This is a genomic window from Ectobacillus sp. (assembly GCF_056992975.1).
This window is the reverse complement of sequence record NZ_JBXKMX010000216.1, coordinates 1-15,020: the sequence shown is the minus strand read 5'-3', so window position 1 is coordinate 15,020 and position 15,020 is coordinate 1. Positions and strand designations below refer to the sequence as shown.

The following is a 15,020-nucleotide window of genomic DNA, read 5'->3' as shown; positions in this document are numbered from 1 at the left end:
GTTCTTGTTTTGCGTCATTTTCTTTTTTGTATTAGAATAAAGTTGCTTCTAGTATATGACTATGCTATAATTTAATCTCGTGAGTAATTGATAAATTGCTCCTTGCCCATTATTTGGGCCGTTTAGTCCAAAAGGAGGTGACTGTGATGAAAAAGTATGAAGTTATGTATATCATCCGTCCAAACATTGAAGATGAAGCTAAAAAAGCTTTAGTTGAACGTTTCTCTAACGTGTTAACTGACAATGGTGCGGAAATTACTAACGTTAAGGAATGGGGTAAGCGCCGCTTAGCTTATGAAATTAACGATTTCCATGATGGTATCTACATGATTCTAAAAATCAATTCTGAAGCTCCTGCAGTTCAAGAATTCGATCGTTTAGCTAAGATCAGTGAAGATATTATCCGTCATATTGTTGTAAAAGAAGAAGAATAAGATTAATGAATATATAAGGGGAGTGGTTCGGTTGATGAATCGCGTTATACTCGTTGGGCGATTGACGAAAGATCCAGACTTACGTTATACACCAAATGGAGTCGCAGTAGCTACTTTTACATTAGCAGTAAATCGACCATTTTCGAATCAACAAGGCGAACGCACAGCAGATTTTATTAACTGTGTTGTATGGCGAAAGCAAGCTGAAAACGTAGCGAACTATTTAAAAAAAGGCAGCCTTGCTGGTGTAGATGGCCGTGTTCAAACTCGTAATTATGAGGGACAAGATGGTAAGCGTGTATATGTAACAGAAATTGTTGCAGAAAGCGTGCAATTTTTGGATACGAAGTCTAGTAGTGATCAACGTGGATCGTACAATTCTCAACCTGCTGGTTCTGATTATGGAAACCAAGGACCACAAAACAACCCATTTGGATCATCTAGCAACGCTAGATCGGGAAATGCTAAGAATGATGATCCTTTTGCAAATGCAGGTCAACCAATCGATATTTCGGATGATGACCTACCATTTTAACGTTTATAAAATAAGAATGGAGGGATTATGATGGCTCCTGGACGTAAAGGCGGTCGCGCAAAACGTCGTAAAGTATGTTACTTTACTTCTAACGGTATTACACACATTGACTATAAAGATGTAGAACTTCTTAAACGCTTCGTTTCTGAACGCGGTAAGATTTTACCTCGTCGTGTAACTGGTACTAGCGCAAAATACCAACGTAAATTAACAATTGCAATTAAACGTTCTCGTCAAATGGCACTTTTACCATATGTGGCAGAATAAGAACTGTGAACATGCACAGTAGGGATATATCTCTACTGTGCATTTTACTATGCTCTTTATTAGAAAGCTTCCACACCATTCATAGTTAAAATGAAAAAGGATGATTATTCTATAGTTTATGATTGAAAGATGAGGGAAAACAATGAAAAATATTAGGTGGATTACTGAAGGTGCCGTTCTTCTTGCAGTGTATATTGTTTTACTTCTTGCAACACTTTATATGCCGATTGTTGGCATTATTCTTCCCTTTACACTTCCGATTCCTTTTCTTATTTTTGCGATGAGACATGAATGGAAATATTCGTTGATTCTCTTAGCAACAGCGTCTCTATTATCGATTGTTGTGAGCTCTTTACTTACGATTTCAACGGCCATTATGTTTGGTACGACGGGCATTGTTCTTGGAATTATGTACAAGCATAAAAAGAGTGCCTTGCAGCTTTTAGCTGCCGGAGCCCTCATTTATACTATAAATTTGATAGCTATTTATATCATTAGCGTTACTTTTTTTTCATATAATTTTATTCAACAATCGCAGGAGCTTATTACGCAATCTATTGCAAGTTCCGAACAATTCATGCGGGCTGCGGGAATTCAAGTAAATGAAAATCAGCTTGCGCAAATGAAGCAACTACCGAAGATTATGGGATATGCACTTCCATCCTTAGTTATTATGGGATCCTTTATGATGTCGTGGTTAACGCTTATCATTGCTACGCCGATATTAAAGCGGTTACGATTTGAAGTGCAACCGTGGCCACCCTTTCGAGAAATTCAAATGCCAAAAAGTGTACTCTATTACTATGTTCTCTTTCTAGTTTTAGCAATGTTTATACAAGTACAAGAAGGCTCCTACTTATATATAGCTATCCTTAATTTAAATCTCATCCTACCGATACTTATGACTATTCAAGGTTTTTCATTCCTGTTCCTTTATTGCTATAAAAAAGAATATCCAAAGTTCATTCCAATTGTTGTGGTTGTATTATCAATCTTTATACCGTTCTTATTTTCTCTTATGAGTTTCTTGGGTATAATTGATTTAGGTTTTTCTTTGCGAAATCGATTGAAATAGTAATAAAGTAGGGAATGAAGCTGTAGCTTGGGGCAAGTTATTTTATAGGAGTTGAACGTATGCCGGAATTTTATAAGAAACAGAAGTTTCTATATCCTATTTATTCGTTAGCGTTCTTGACTCTCGTTACTATTACTGTACTTACGTATCACAACTGGATAGTTGGGATTCTGGCTTTTGTTATTTTTTGTTTCGTCATTTTCTTTTTGGTGAAGTTTGAACTACTTTTCCGAAAACATTTAAGACAATATACATCTAGCATGATTTCTAGAGTCAAAAAAGTAAACGATGAGGCATTAAACCAAATGCCAATTGGAATTTTACTTTACAACAAAGAGTATGTAGTCGATTGGGCCAATCCATATTTGTCTTCGTGCTTTGGATATCAACTACTTTCTGGTTGGCATTTATACGACTTATCAGAAACACTTCTTCTCCGTGTAAAAGGGGAGACAGATGAAGATATTATTAATTTAAACAAACGAAAATTTCGTATTTTTGTTCGCCGTGAGGAAAAACTCGTTTATTTTTTTGATGTAACAGAGCAAACACAAATTGAGAAAATGTATGAGGAGCAAAGAACCGTCCTAGCTGTCATTGTGCTAGATAATTACGATGAAGTAACACAAGGGTTAGATGATCAAGTTCGCATTACCATTACAAGTCATGTCACTTCCTTATTAAACGCATGGGCGTTAAAATATGGATTGTATTTAAAGCGCGTTTCATCAGAACGGTATTTTGCAGTATTAAACGAAAGCATACTTGTGCAGCTTGAGAAAAGTAAATTTGATATTTTAGATCAGGTTAGGGAAGAAACATCTAAGAAAAATATACCGCTCACGCTAAGCATTGGCTTAGGATCAGGAGCTATTCTTCTGCCAGAGCTAGGAAGTATTGCTCAATCAGGGCTTGATTTAGCACTAGGAAGAGGAGGAGACCAAGTAGCCATTAAACAAGCGGCAGGGAAGGTCAAATTCTACGGTGGTAAAACAAACCCAGTTGAAAAGCGTACGAGAGTGCGGGCACGAGTCATTTCACATGCGCTTAAAAATTTAGTGCTAGAGAGTAATAATGTTATTATTATGGGACACAAACTCCCTGACATGGATGCAATTGGTGCTGCGATTGGTATATTAAAGGTAGCCGAGATTAATGATCGTGACGGATATATTGTAATTGATGAAACCGGACTCGACAAAGGGGTAAAACATCTTATCTCTGAAATTAAGAAAAATGAAGATTTGTGGGCACGTTTTATTAGCAGAGACCAGGCTTTGGAGCTTGCTTCAGAGGAATCTCTTCTTGTCATCGTTGATACGCATAAGCCATCTATGGTTATAGAAGAGCGCCTCCTTCACTCTGTAGAGAACGTAGTGGTAATTGATCACCATCGCCGAGCAGAAGAATTTATAGTAGACCCAATTCTTGTATATATGGAGCCATATGCTTCGTCTACAGCAGAGTTAGTGACCGAATTGCTAGAATATCAGCCAAATCGATTAAAAATGAATATGTTGGAAGCTACGGCACTTCTAGCTGGTATAATAGTGGATACAAAAAGCTTTACGTTTCGAACGGGCGCTCGTACATTTGATGCTGCTTCTTTTCTTCGTTCACACGGAGCGGATACAATACTTGTACAGGAACTATTAAGAGAAGATATGAATCACTATTTGCGCATTGCGCGAACGATACAACATGCGTATATGTATAAAAATGGTATTGCCATTACAAAGGCTGCTGAAAATGAAATCTATGATCAAGTTTACATCGCACAAGTGGCAGACACGTTGCTTTCCTTAACGAATGTAGTTGCGTCGTTCGTTATTGCAAAAAGAGGAGAACGAATGATTGGCATCAGCGCGCGCTCACTTGGTCAAATAAATGTGCAAATTATTATGGAAAATTTAGGTGGAGGCGGACATTTAACAAATGCGGCCACACAAATACAGGACATCACGATTACAGAGGCAGAACAAAGATTACAGCGTGTAATTGATGAGTATATTCAGGGAGGTATAAGTTCATGAAAGTTATTTTTTTGAAAGATGTTAAGGGAAAAGGAAAAAAAGGTGAAGTAAAGAATGTAGCAGATGGTTACGCTCAAAACTTTTTAGTTAAGCAAGGCTTGGCGATTGAAGCTACAAATTCAAACGTAAATGTATTAGAAGCTCAAAAACGCAAAGAAGAAAAAGAAGCAGAGCTTGAATTAAAAAATAGTCAGGATTTAAAAGTCAAGATCGAGGCCATTACGGTAGAGTTAAAAGCAAAATCTGGAGAAGGCGGTCGTTTGTTCGGCTCCATTTCAAGCAAACAAATTGCTGAAGAATTGCAAAAAGTCCATGGTATTAAAATTGATAAACGTAAACTTGAAATGGAAGATAGTATTCGTTCGTTAGGAGTTACGAATATCGTAGCGAAACTACATCCGAAGGTAACGGCAACGCTAAAGGTTCATGTTGACGAGCAATAAAAGAAAGCGAAATAGTAAAGGAAGTCTACCATCTGTTAGAATTAACTACATTTGCGTGAGAGGAGGAAGTGGTTATGACGGACGTATTTGCTGATCGCACCCCTCCGCAAAATATTGAAGCAGAGCAGGCTGTATTAGGGGCAATGTTTCTGGAGCAAGAAGCCTTAACAGTAGCTTTTGAAATCCTTTCTGTTGAAGACTTTTATCGTGCTGCGCATCAAAAGGTGTTTCAAGTGATTTTGACACTTTTTGATAAAGGAAAGCCAGTTGATCTTGTCACGGTCACTTCAGAATTAGCTGACCAAAATGTACTAGACGAAGTTGGTGGAGTCTCGTATTTAGCGGAGCTTGCAAACTCTGTTCCAACAGCAGCAAACGTAGAATATTATGCTCGCATTATTGAAGAAAAGTCTATTTTACGAAGACTTATTCGAACGGCCACAACGATCGCTACGGATGGATATTCCCGCGAGGATGAAGTCGAGGACTTACTCAATGAAGCAGAGCGCAAAATATTAGAAGTATCACAAAAAAAGAATACAAAAGGCTTTCAAAATATAAAGGATGTGCTTGTTGCCACATACGATAAGATTGAATTGCTTCATAATCGTAAAGGCGATGTAACAGGCATTCCAACTGGTTTTACAGAGCTAGATCGAATGACAGCAGGTTTCCAAAAAAATGATTTGATTATAGTAGCTGCACGGCCATCTGTTGGGAAAACTGCATTTGCTTTAAATATTGCACAAAATGTAGCAACCAAAACAGATGAGAGTGTAGCCATATTCAGTCTAGAAATGGGAGCAGAGCAGCTGGTCATGCGTATGCTTTGCGCAGAAGGCAATATTAATGCGCAGCGTTTGCGTACAGGGGACTTAACTGCTGAGGATTGGGCAAAGCTCACGATGGCAATGGGAAGCTTATCAAACGCTGGTATATATATTGATGATACACCGGGTATTCGGGTAAGCGAAGTCCGTGCAAAATGCCGACGATTAAAGCAAGAAAGCGGATTAAGTATGATTCTCATTGATTATCTGCAGCTCATTCAAGGTAGCGGCAATCGAGGAGAAAATCGGCAACAAGAAGTATCCGATATTTCTCGGTCCTTAAAAGCACTTGCTCGTGAATTAGAAATTCCAGTTATTGCACTCTCTCAGTTATCACGGGGTGTTGAATCACGTCAAGACAAACGGCCGATGATGTCAGACATTCGTGAATCAGGAAGTATTGAGCAAGATGCAGATATTGTTGCCTTTTTATATCGGGATGATTACTATGACAAGGAAACCGAAAAAAAGGACATTATTGAAATCATCATTGCAAAACAACGGAATGGTCCAGTCGGTACCGTTGAACTCGCATTTGTTAAAGAATATAATAAATTCGTAAATATGGAACGTAGAATGGAAGAGCCAGGCGCATAATAAGAAAATTTGTGTTATTCGTTTCATTTATAGGTTTGAAAAGAAGGAGCATGCTGCATACTAGGACATGTTCCTTTTTTTTATGAAAACGAGAATTGTAAAATCGCTTTCTTTGAAAATAAATGTTTTGTTTACGAACAAAAAATAAAAATATTTAAATAAATGTTCGTATTTATGTTGACTTCTCTTCTCGGTTTGATAAAATGATATTGTTTGAGTTCGTTTGAAAATAGCGGAGGTGCTAGGAATGTCTTCAGTAGTAGTTGTAGGTACACAGTGGGGAGACGAAGGAAAGGGTAAAATTACAGACTTTCTTTCAGAGCATGCAGAAGTAGTTGCTCGTTATCAAGGTGGAAATAACGCAGGTCATACAATTGTGCTGAATGGAAAGCGCTATAAGCTCCAATCAGTTCCTTCTGGCATTTTCTACAGTGACAAAATCTGTGTAATTGGTAATGGAATGGTTGTAAATCCAAAGGCATTAGTGGAAGAACTTACAAATATTCGTAATTTCGGATTTAGCATAGATAATTTACGTATTAGTAATCGTGCACATGTTATTTTACCGTATCATTTAAAGCAAGATGAGCTAGAAGAAGCAAGTAAAGGCGATGACAAGATCGGAACGACGAAAAAAGGAATTGGTCCAGCGTACATGGATAAAGTTGGACGTATCGGTATCCGTTTTGCTGACCTATTAGATCGCGATGATTTTTATGCAAAACTTAAAAGAAATCTTGAAGAGAAAAATTGCTTATTTGAAAAAATATATGGTGCAGAAGGCTTCAAGATTGAAGATATTTTTGAAGAATATTATGAGTATGGACAACAAGTGAAACAATATGTAACAGATACTTCTGTTATATTGAATGATGCAATCGATGCAGGACGTAAGGTGTTATTTGAAGGTGCACAAGGATCTATGCTTGATATTGATCAAGGTACATATCCATTCGTTACGTCTTCTAACCCAGTTGCGGGCGGTGTAACAATTGGTTGTGGAATTGGACCAAATAAAATAAGCCGCGTAGTGGGCGTATGTAAAGCATATACAAGTCGCGTTGGAGATGGCCCGTTCCCAACAGAATTGATGGATGAAACAGGTCAACAAATTCGTGAAGTAGGTCGTGAATACGGAACAGTTACAGGTAGACCTCGCCGCGTTGGATGGTTTGATAGCGTCGTTGTAAGACACGCACGTCGCATTAGCGGTATTACAGATTTAAGTTTAAACTCTATCGATGTGTTAACAGGTCTTCCGGTAGTAAAAATTTGTGTGGCTTATAAGCACAAGGGCGAAATTATTGAAGAATTCCCTGCAAGCTTCCGCATTCTATCTGAATGTGAACCAGTTTATGAAGAGTTTGAAGGTTGGACAGAAGATATTACAGGCGTGAAGAATTTTGAGGATCTTCCAGCTAATGCAAGACATTATGTGGAACGTTTATCTGAGCTAACAGGAATTCAATTGTCCATGTTCTCAGTTGGACCAGATCGTAACCAAACAAATATTCTTCGTAATGTATACGAAAATTAAGATTGAAATGTAGGGAAAAAGCAGTTATAGTAAAAACGGAAGAACCCATATAGGATGGGTTCTTTTTTGATGGAAAAATAAATGATAATTAATACTTGCAAGAACTCATTGAAATATGATATTATAAATCTTGTCGTCATAAAAGATTATGACATGAACGAGCCATTAGCTCAGTGGTAGAGCATCTGACTTTTAATCAGAGGGTCGAAGGTTCAAGTCCTTCATGGCTCACCAAGTATTTGGCCCGTTGGTCAAGCGGTTAAGACACCGCCCTTTCACGGCGGTATCACGGGTTCGATTCCCGTACGGGTCATTTGGTTCCGTGGTGTAGTGGTTAACATGCCTGCCTGTCACGCAGGAGATCGCCGGTTCGACCCCGGTCGGAACCGCCATTTTGTTTTACCACATAGGTGGTTTTACATAGATAGTTTGGCTCGGTAGCTCAGTCGGTAGAGCAGAGGACTGAAAATCCTCGTGTCGGCGGTTCGATTCCGTCCCGAGCCACTTTAAAAGGATGTTAGGTGGGCCCACTTAGCATCCTTTTTCATTTGTTATTATGTGCTAGGATGATTTGAACTGTTTATCCTTATTGAATAGGAAAACGATTCCTATTTTACAAATATCGTTGTATCTTTTAGAATATAGAGTAAGACCGCCTCTAGCAGAAGCTAGAGGTTTTTCTATAAAAGGCATGAAATTCTCTTTTGGAGGAATGAATATATGATGGGAAAAAAAATCTTGGTCGTCGATGATGAAAAGCCAATTGCTGATATTTTAAAGTTTAATCTAGAAAAAGAAGGATTTGAAATTATTGTTGCGTATGACGGAGAAGAAGCAATCGAAAAAATAGAGAGTGAACAACCCGACATGGTGCTTCTAGATATTATGTTACCTGGTAAAGATGGGTTAGAAGTATGCCGTGAAGTAAGAAAAAATTATGAGATGCCAATTATTATGTTAACGGCTAAAGATTCAGAAATTGATAAAGTTCTCGGCCTTGAGCTCGGTGCGGATGATTATGTGACAAAGCCGTTTAGTACACGCGAACTGTTAGCTCGTGTGAAGGCAAACTTACGAAGACATCAACAAGGAGCTGGAGCAGAAAAAGAAGAAACATCTGAGATTACAATTGGGGCGATCGTTATTAATCCGAACGCATATAGTGTCACAAAACGAGAGGAAAACATTGAGCTCACACATCGTGAATTTGAGTTGCTACATTATTTAGCAAACCACTTGGGACAAGTTATGACGCGCGAGCATCTCCTACAAACCGTTTGGGGATATGATTATTTCGGAGATGTACGTACTGTGGATGTAACCGTACGCCGGTTACGTGAAAAAATTGAAGACAATCCGAGTCATCCTACATTAATTGTTACACGAAGAGGCGTAGGTTATTATCTTCGTGATCCTGAACAGGAGTAAAGTATGAAGAAGGTAGGATTTTTTCAATCAATCCATTTAAAATTTGTTTTAATCTATATGCTGCTTATCTTGCTTGCGATGCAAATTATAGGGGTTTATTTCGTAAAACAGCTAGAAGATAAATTAGTCAAAAACTTTCAATCTTCCATAACAAAACGAGCTGATTTATTAGCCTATAATTTAGAGCAAGAGTTTACAAAAGAACGGGATAAATCAGATTCTATTGAAGTTGCCATAAAAAAACTGACGATGGAATTTAGCTCTAACGCCAAGGATGAAGTAAAGGAAGTTCGTTTTATAGATGAAAATAGTCGCGTTGTGGCGACCTCAGACCAGAATAATCAAGGAATTGAAGGAAAGAAAACAACAGAACCACTCGTGAAGAGAACCTTTATTTCCGGTGCTGAGGATGAACGAATTGAAGTAGACCCTACAACTGGGCAACGTATGTACGTAAAAGCTGTTCCGGTGAAAGTTAATGGAAGCACAAAAGGTGTTATCTATTCAATTTCATCGATGGAAGGCGTATATGCTCAGATGAAAGATATCAATCAAATTTTTGCTACCGGTACAGTTATTGCTTTGCTAGTCACCGCTTTTCTTGGGATTTTTCTAGCACAGACGATTACAAGGCCGATTTCTGAAATGCGCAAACAGGCGTTAGAAATGGCAAAAGGAAATTATTCACGCAAAGTTAAAGTGTATGGGTATGATGAAATTGGACAGCTTGCACTAGCATTTAATAACCTATCAAAAAAATTGCAGCAAGCTCGATCTTCAACAGAGAGTGAACGACGAAAACTTACTTCAGTACTATCTCATATGACCGATGGAGTTATTGCCACGGATCGAAACGGCTACATTATTTTGTTAAATGATCCAGCCGAAAAAATGCTGAATGTTTCACGTGAAACAGCTTTGGATCAACCCATTTTAGAAATACTGGGCATTCAAGATGAATATACATTAGACAATTTATTTGAAGAGCCAGATTCGGTTCTACTAGATTTTAGTACACGAGATGAAACGTATATGTTACGTGCGAGCTTTTCTGTTATTCAAAAAGAAACAGGAAAGGCAAACGGGTTAATTGCCGTTTTATATGATGTCACAGAACAAGAGCAAATCAACGGGGAACGAAGAGAATTTGTTGCAAATGTTTCACACGAATTACGAACCCCACTTACGACCATGCGCAGCTATTTAGAAGCGCTAAGTGACGGAGCATGGATGGATCCGAATATAGCCCCTAACTTTCTATCTGTAGCACAGGATGAAACAGAACGAATGATTCGACTCGTGAATGACCTTCTACAGCTTTCCAAGATGGATAGCGCTGAATATGTTCTTATGAAGGATTGGGTTGATTTTACCGAATTCTTTAGTAATATAATCGATCGCTTTGAAATGGCTAAGGATCAGAATGTAAGTTTTAAACGAGCATTTTCTAAAAAAGAACGGTTTCTTAAAATAGACGAAGATAAAATTACACAGGTATTGTATAACATTATTTCGAATGCCCTAAAATATTCGCCAGAAGGCGGAACGGTTACCTACCGTCTTCGTGAACGTGGAGATTTGCTTGAGGTTAGTATTAGTGATCAAGGAATGGGTATTCCAAAGGAAAATGTAGATAAAATTTTTGATCGGTTTTATCGCGTTGATAAGGCACGATCAAGAAAAATGGGTGGAACAGGTCTTGGTCTTGCTATAGCGAAGGAAATGATAGAGGCTCACGGGGGCAAAATTTGGGCTAAGAGTGAAGAAGGAAAAGGTACGACAATTTATTTCACCCTTCTAATCGATAAAGAAAATGAGAATGAGGATGATTGGGGATGAATAATGAAACCTTCAAAACCACTATTCTTATTAATTTAGTAGTTATCAGTTTGGTTTTAACTTATAGTTTATGGACAATCAAGCCGCCATCAAATGTTGTGCAAAGTCAGAAATATATTCAAGATGTTCCCACCATGACAAAAAAGGAAATTGCAAACCTGATTTCGCCATATCGTATTCTGTATCATAAAGACAATACACATATTGGAACAGAGCAGAGTGCGTATGTTAATGCGATTTATAATGCGTTAGAAAAAGGAGAATTTCAGGATTTTAAAGATATTTCAACAAAAATCGATAAAAATGCATTTCTTTCCTTTGTGCATGGAAAGGATAAATTAGAAATTGTGTTTCCAACTGAGATACCATTTGATACGATCAAAAAGGTTCAAACGATAAAAGAAAAAAACGTAAGCAATTATAGTTTTGACCGAATTGTTATCTCCTTTCAGGGTATGCATGATGACGACATAAAAACATATTTTGTTTCTTACGATGCGCAAAAAATATACGAAATGACATTAAAGAATATTCCTGTAAAGGATTTAGAGAATTTACGAGATCAATATGTATTAAAATCAGGTATAGATTACACAGAGTATAATACCGATGACAATCATGCGATATTTTTTCCAAAGGAAAATGTGGAATTGCCGCGTATGCTCTATGTGACCTCAAAGCTGCAAGAAGATGTATTTCAAGATTCGCTATTTAATGATACGCGCTACGTAAAGAAAGATGCATCTGAAATAGAGGATTCGTACACAGACGGAACGCGGCTGATGAGAATTTCAAAGGGAACACAAATGCTTACTTATATGAACCCTGCCATTACAAATACGATATATGATGAAGGTACGCTTGTTCAAAAAAGTATTGATTATACGAATAACCATGGCGGATGGACAGATACGTATCATTTTTATTGGATGAATGCAAAGGAAGGGAAAACAACATTTCGTTTGTATGCTGATAATAGCTATCCTGTTTTCAGCTCAAATGGGATGGCGACCTTACAGCAAGCATGGGGAAATGAGGAGCCGAGTCTTTATACTCGTCCCCTATTTAAGCTATCCTTTCGGGGTGAGTATGAAAAAACGGATTTACCATCTGGAACGTCCGTTATAGCCCTTTTGGAAAAGATGAAGGATATAAATATGAATCAAATAACCAATATTCAAATTGGTTATGAAATGAATCCGGAATCGAATACGAATAATGTGCAAGTAAGTGCAGTACGCTTAGAACCGATATGGGTTATTTCATACGGAAACACATATAAAAAATTAGATTGGAGCCAAAACAATGGAGGAGGAACCTTAGTTGGATTGGAGCAAAATTAAGATCATTTTCATTCTTACATTTTTTGTCCTAGATATGGTCCTCCTCGTTCAATTTGTTCAAAAACGAACGAGCAATCAGTGGGAGCTGATGGCAGTAACTTCTTTAGATGATCGATTAGAAGCTGATAAAATTACCTACACCAACTTACCAAAGGAACCGACAAAAGAATCGTATATTACCGGTAAAAGCAGAGAATTCAAAGAAGAGGAACTGCGTACATTAAAAAACCAATATGCTATTTTAAGTGACTCCAATACAATTATTAGTAAATTCAAAGATCCAATAGTTTTGCCGAAAAATGATAAAGGATATTATTTTGATGAGTTTCTTCGGACGTATGTAATAGATGGTGCAAAGTATAAGTATTGGAATACAGATGAAAAAGAAAAGAAAATATATTTTTTTCAGCAATATCAAACGAAGAATATATTTTATAATAAAAATGCAGCGTTGGTTGTGGATTTAAATGATAAAAATGAAATTATTTCCTATACACAAACGATGCTAAGTGATGTAACGGATATGGGAGGGCCTAATACACAGGAGGATATTATTACTTCTGCAAAAGCCCTTGAAACATTATACTTAAAAAACCAAATAGCAGCAGGAAGTAAAATAACAAAGGTAGAAATCGGATACTATACAGTCGTCATCCCTTCATCCTTAGGTGTTCAAGTAATTGCACCAACCTGGCACTTTGTTGTAAACAACGAAAGTGATTATTTTGTTAATGCAATTGAGGGACAAGTCATTAAAAATGGTAAGGACGGCACGCAATGGAGTGAAGTAAAATGAGTTTACAATTTAGCATTCTTGCTAGCGGAAGTTCAGGCAATATTTTATATGTAGGAACCGACAAACAAAAGTTATTAGTAGATGTGGGACTGAGCGGAAAGCAAACAGAAGCGCTAATGAACCAAGTACAAGCTAGTCTTTCTGATATTTCCGGAATTTTAGTAACGCATGAACACAGTGATCATATTAAAGGATTAGGCGTTGTAGCACGTAAATATAAGCTACCCATTTATGCCAATGAAAAAACATGGAAAGCGATGGAATCCCATATTGGCACCATTCCTATGGAACAGAAATTCGTTTTTTCAACGGGAACGGTTCAATCATTCGGTGATATTGAAGTAGAATCGTTTGGAGTATCTCATGATGCGGCGGAACCAATGTTTTATACCTTTCATCATGAAGGTAGAAAACTAGCGCTGATTACCGATACGGGCTACGTAAGTGATCGAATGAAGGGTGTTATTAAAGGAGCCAATGTGTTTGTTTTTGAAAGCAATCACGACGTAGAAATGCTTCGGATGGGCCATTATCCTTGGAATATTAAACGACGAATACTAAGTGATGTTGGACATGTTTCGAATGAAGATGCAGCTCTTGCTATGTCGGATGTGATTACTGATGATACGAAGCATGTGTATTTGGCACATTTAAGCAAGGATAATAATATGAAAGAGCTAGCCCAAATGGCTGTTTCACAAGTATTAGAATCACAAGGTCTACCTGTAGGTCATAAATTTTATCTGCATGATACCGATCCAAATGTACCAACAAAAATTCAATACGTATAATCTATCCTTTTCGTAAACAATAAGAAAAAAGTTTGCGAAAAGGATAGGTGAAACCATATGTCTTTCTTTGAAGAAGATGAGTCAAATGAGCGAACTGGAAACCGATTTCTACAGAAAAGGGTTATATTCTCTGGGGTTACCGGATTACTGTTAGGTGCAACATTGTTTGCCTTCATGGTACCTACGTTTACACGTATGGGGTGGATTCAAGAAACCGGGCAAACGGAAGCGAGTGAGCATCGTAACCTTGCTGCAGCACCGAAATCTCAAAATAGTGTGAATGTAGACATTCGCTCTGGGTTCGTTGATGCAGTTGATAAGTCTTCAGACGCCGTTGTCGGTGTCATTAATATTCAACGTGATAGCTTCTCGGAAGCCGATGCAGAGGCAGGAACAGGTTCTGGTGTGATTTATAAAAAAGAAAACGGCTATGCCTACATTGTTACCAACCATCATGTAGTCGACGGAGCTACACGAATTGAAGTAAGTTTAAGTGATGGGAAAAAAGTACCTGTTACGTTGCTAGGTAGCGATATTGTAATGGACTTAGCGGTGTTGCAGATGGATGAAAAATATGCGAGCAAAGTAATCGAGCTAGGCGATAGCAATACGGTAAAGCGCGGAGAGCCAGCCATTGCAATTGGTAATCCGCTTGGGCTTGATTTTTCTGGAACTGTTACGCAAGGTATTATTTCTGCTAATGAACGCATTGTCCCTGTGGACTTAGATCAAGACGGTCACTACGATTGGCAAGTCGAGGTACTTCAGACAGATGCCGCCATTAATCCGGGTAATAGTGGAGGAGCTCTTATCAACGCAACCGGGCAGCTCATTGGAATCAATAGCATGAAAATTGCTGCAAAATCTGTCGAAGGAATCGGACTCGCTATTCCAATCTCAAGGGCTATCCCCATTATTGATGAACTACAGAAGACGGGTAAAGTACAGCGACCTTATTTAGGAGTAGAACTACGCTCGCTTGATGAAATACCCGGCTACTATTGGAAGAAGACATTGCAATTGCCTGACTCGGTTACCTATGGTGTAGCTGTGTTGGATGTGAGAAGCCCTT

At 38.0% G+C, this 15,020-nt stretch carries 14 protein-coding genes and 4 tRNA genes; all 18 read left to right on the top strand.

Translation table 11 applies throughout. The features are described from left to right. The first annotated feature begins 146 nt into the window (after positions 1 to 146). Entirely contained in the window at positions 147 to 434 is a 288-nt protein-coding gene (gene rpsF / locus AC11ZT_RS10010) for a 30S ribosomal protein S6 (protein WP_379970833.1), read from the top strand. Between the two features lie 31 nt (positions 435 to 465). After that, positions 466 to 969: a single-stranded DNA-binding protein gene (gene ssb / locus AC11ZT_RS10005; RefSeq protein WP_484059455.1), complete on the top strand. Its 504-nt coding sequence runs from the start codon at positions 466 to 468 to the stop codon at positions 967 to 969. Positions 970 to 999: 30 nt separating this feature from the next. Next, positions 1,000 to 1,236, top strand: a complete 237-nt coding sequence (gene rpsR, locus AC11ZT_RS10000; RefSeq protein WP_484059454.1) for a 30S ribosomal protein S18 — start codon at positions 1,000 to 1,002, stop codon at positions 1,234 to 1,236. Positions 1,237 to 1,378: 142 nt separating this feature from the next. After that, positions 1,379 to 2,311 carry a YybS family protein gene (locus AC11ZT_RS09995; protein WP_484059453.1) on the top strand — a complete coding sequence of 311 codons (933 nt, stop codon included), beginning with the start codon at positions 1,379 to 1,381 and terminating at the stop codon, positions 2,309 to 2,311. A 59-nt stretch (positions 2,312 to 2,370) separates the two neighbouring features. Further along, on the top strand, positions 2,371 to 4,344 hold the full coding sequence (locus AC11ZT_RS09990; protein ID WP_484059452.1) for a DHH family phosphoesterase: 1,974 nt from the start codon (positions 2,371 to 2,373) through the stop codon (positions 4,342 to 4,344). Beyond that, positions 4,341 to 4,787 (top strand): 50S ribosomal protein L9, encoded by a 447-nt coding sequence (rplI, locus tag AC11ZT_RS09985; protein ID WP_484059451.1) that lies wholly within the window; start codon positions 4,341 to 4,343, stop codon positions 4,785 to 4,787. Before AC11ZT_RS09990 ends, rplI begins: the two co-directional genes overlap by 4 nt. A gap of 74 nt (positions 4,788 to 4,861) precedes the next feature. After that, positions 4,862 to 6,214, top strand: coding sequence for a replicative DNA helicase (dnaB, locus tag AC11ZT_RS09980; protein ID WP_484059450.1), 1,353 nt, complete (start codon positions 4,862 to 4,864; stop codon positions 6,212 to 6,214). 247 nt (positions 6,215 to 6,461) lie between these two features. Continuing rightward, the gene (locus AC11ZT_RS09975) at positions 6,462 to 7,751 is read left to right on the top strand and encodes an adenylosuccinate synthase (RefSeq protein WP_484059449.1); all 1,290 of its coding nucleotides are present in this window, start codon (positions 6,462 to 6,464) and stop codon (positions 7,749 to 7,751) included. Between the two features lie 159 nt (positions 7,752 to 7,910). After that, positions 7,911 to 7,985: transfer RNA gene (locus tag AC11ZT_RS09970), tRNA-Lys, on the top strand. Positions 7,986 to 7,992: 7 nt separating this feature from the next. Further along, a tRNA-Glu gene (locus AC11ZT_RS09965) sits at positions 7,993 to 8,064 on the top strand. Positions 8,065 to 8,067: 3 nt separating this feature from the next. Beyond that, positions 8,068 to 8,143 (top strand) — tRNA-Asp (locus AC11ZT_RS09960). Between the two features lie 39 nt (positions 8,144 to 8,182). Next, positions 8,183 to 8,255, top strand: a tRNA-Phe gene (locus AC11ZT_RS09955). Between the two features lie 216 nt (positions 8,256 to 8,471). Further along, positions 8,472 to 9,179: a response regulator YycF gene (yycF, locus tag AC11ZT_RS09950; protein ID WP_484059448.1), complete on the top strand. Its 708-nt coding sequence runs from the start codon at positions 8,472 to 8,474 to the stop codon at positions 9,177 to 9,179. Positions 9,180 to 9,182: 3 nt separating this feature from the next. After that, on the top strand, positions 9,183 to 11,018 hold the full coding sequence (gene walK, locus AC11ZT_RS09945) for a cell wall metabolism sensor histidine kinase WalK (protein ID WP_484059447.1): 1,836 nt from the start codon (positions 9,183 to 9,185) through the stop codon (positions 11,016 to 11,018). After that, on the top strand, positions 11,015 to 12,361 hold the full coding sequence (locus tag AC11ZT_RS09940; protein WP_484059446.1) for a YycH family regulatory protein: 1,347 nt from the start codon (positions 11,015 to 11,017) through the stop codon (positions 12,359 to 12,361). Before walK ends, AC11ZT_RS09940 begins: the two co-directional genes overlap by 4 nt. Then, positions 12,342 to 13,157, top strand: a complete 816-nt coding sequence (locus tag AC11ZT_RS09935; protein WP_484059445.1) for a two-component system regulatory protein YycI — start codon at positions 12,342 to 12,344, stop codon at positions 13,155 to 13,157. The genes AC11ZT_RS09940 and AC11ZT_RS09935 overlap by 20 nt, the downstream gene beginning before the upstream one ends. After that, the gene (locus tag AC11ZT_RS09930; RefSeq protein ID WP_484059444.1) at positions 13,154 to 13,948 is read left to right on the top strand and encodes an MBL fold metallo-hydrolase; all 795 of its coding nucleotides are present in this window, start codon (positions 13,154 to 13,156) and stop codon (positions 13,946 to 13,948) included. Before AC11ZT_RS09935 ends, AC11ZT_RS09930 begins: the two co-directional genes overlap by 4 nt. 57 nt (positions 13,949 to 14,005) lie before the next feature. Continuing rightward, positions 14,006 to 15,020, top strand: a 1,015-nt coding sequence (locus AC11ZT_RS09925) for a S1C family serine protease (RefSeq protein WP_484059443.1), incomplete at its 3' end; no start/stop codon positions are given.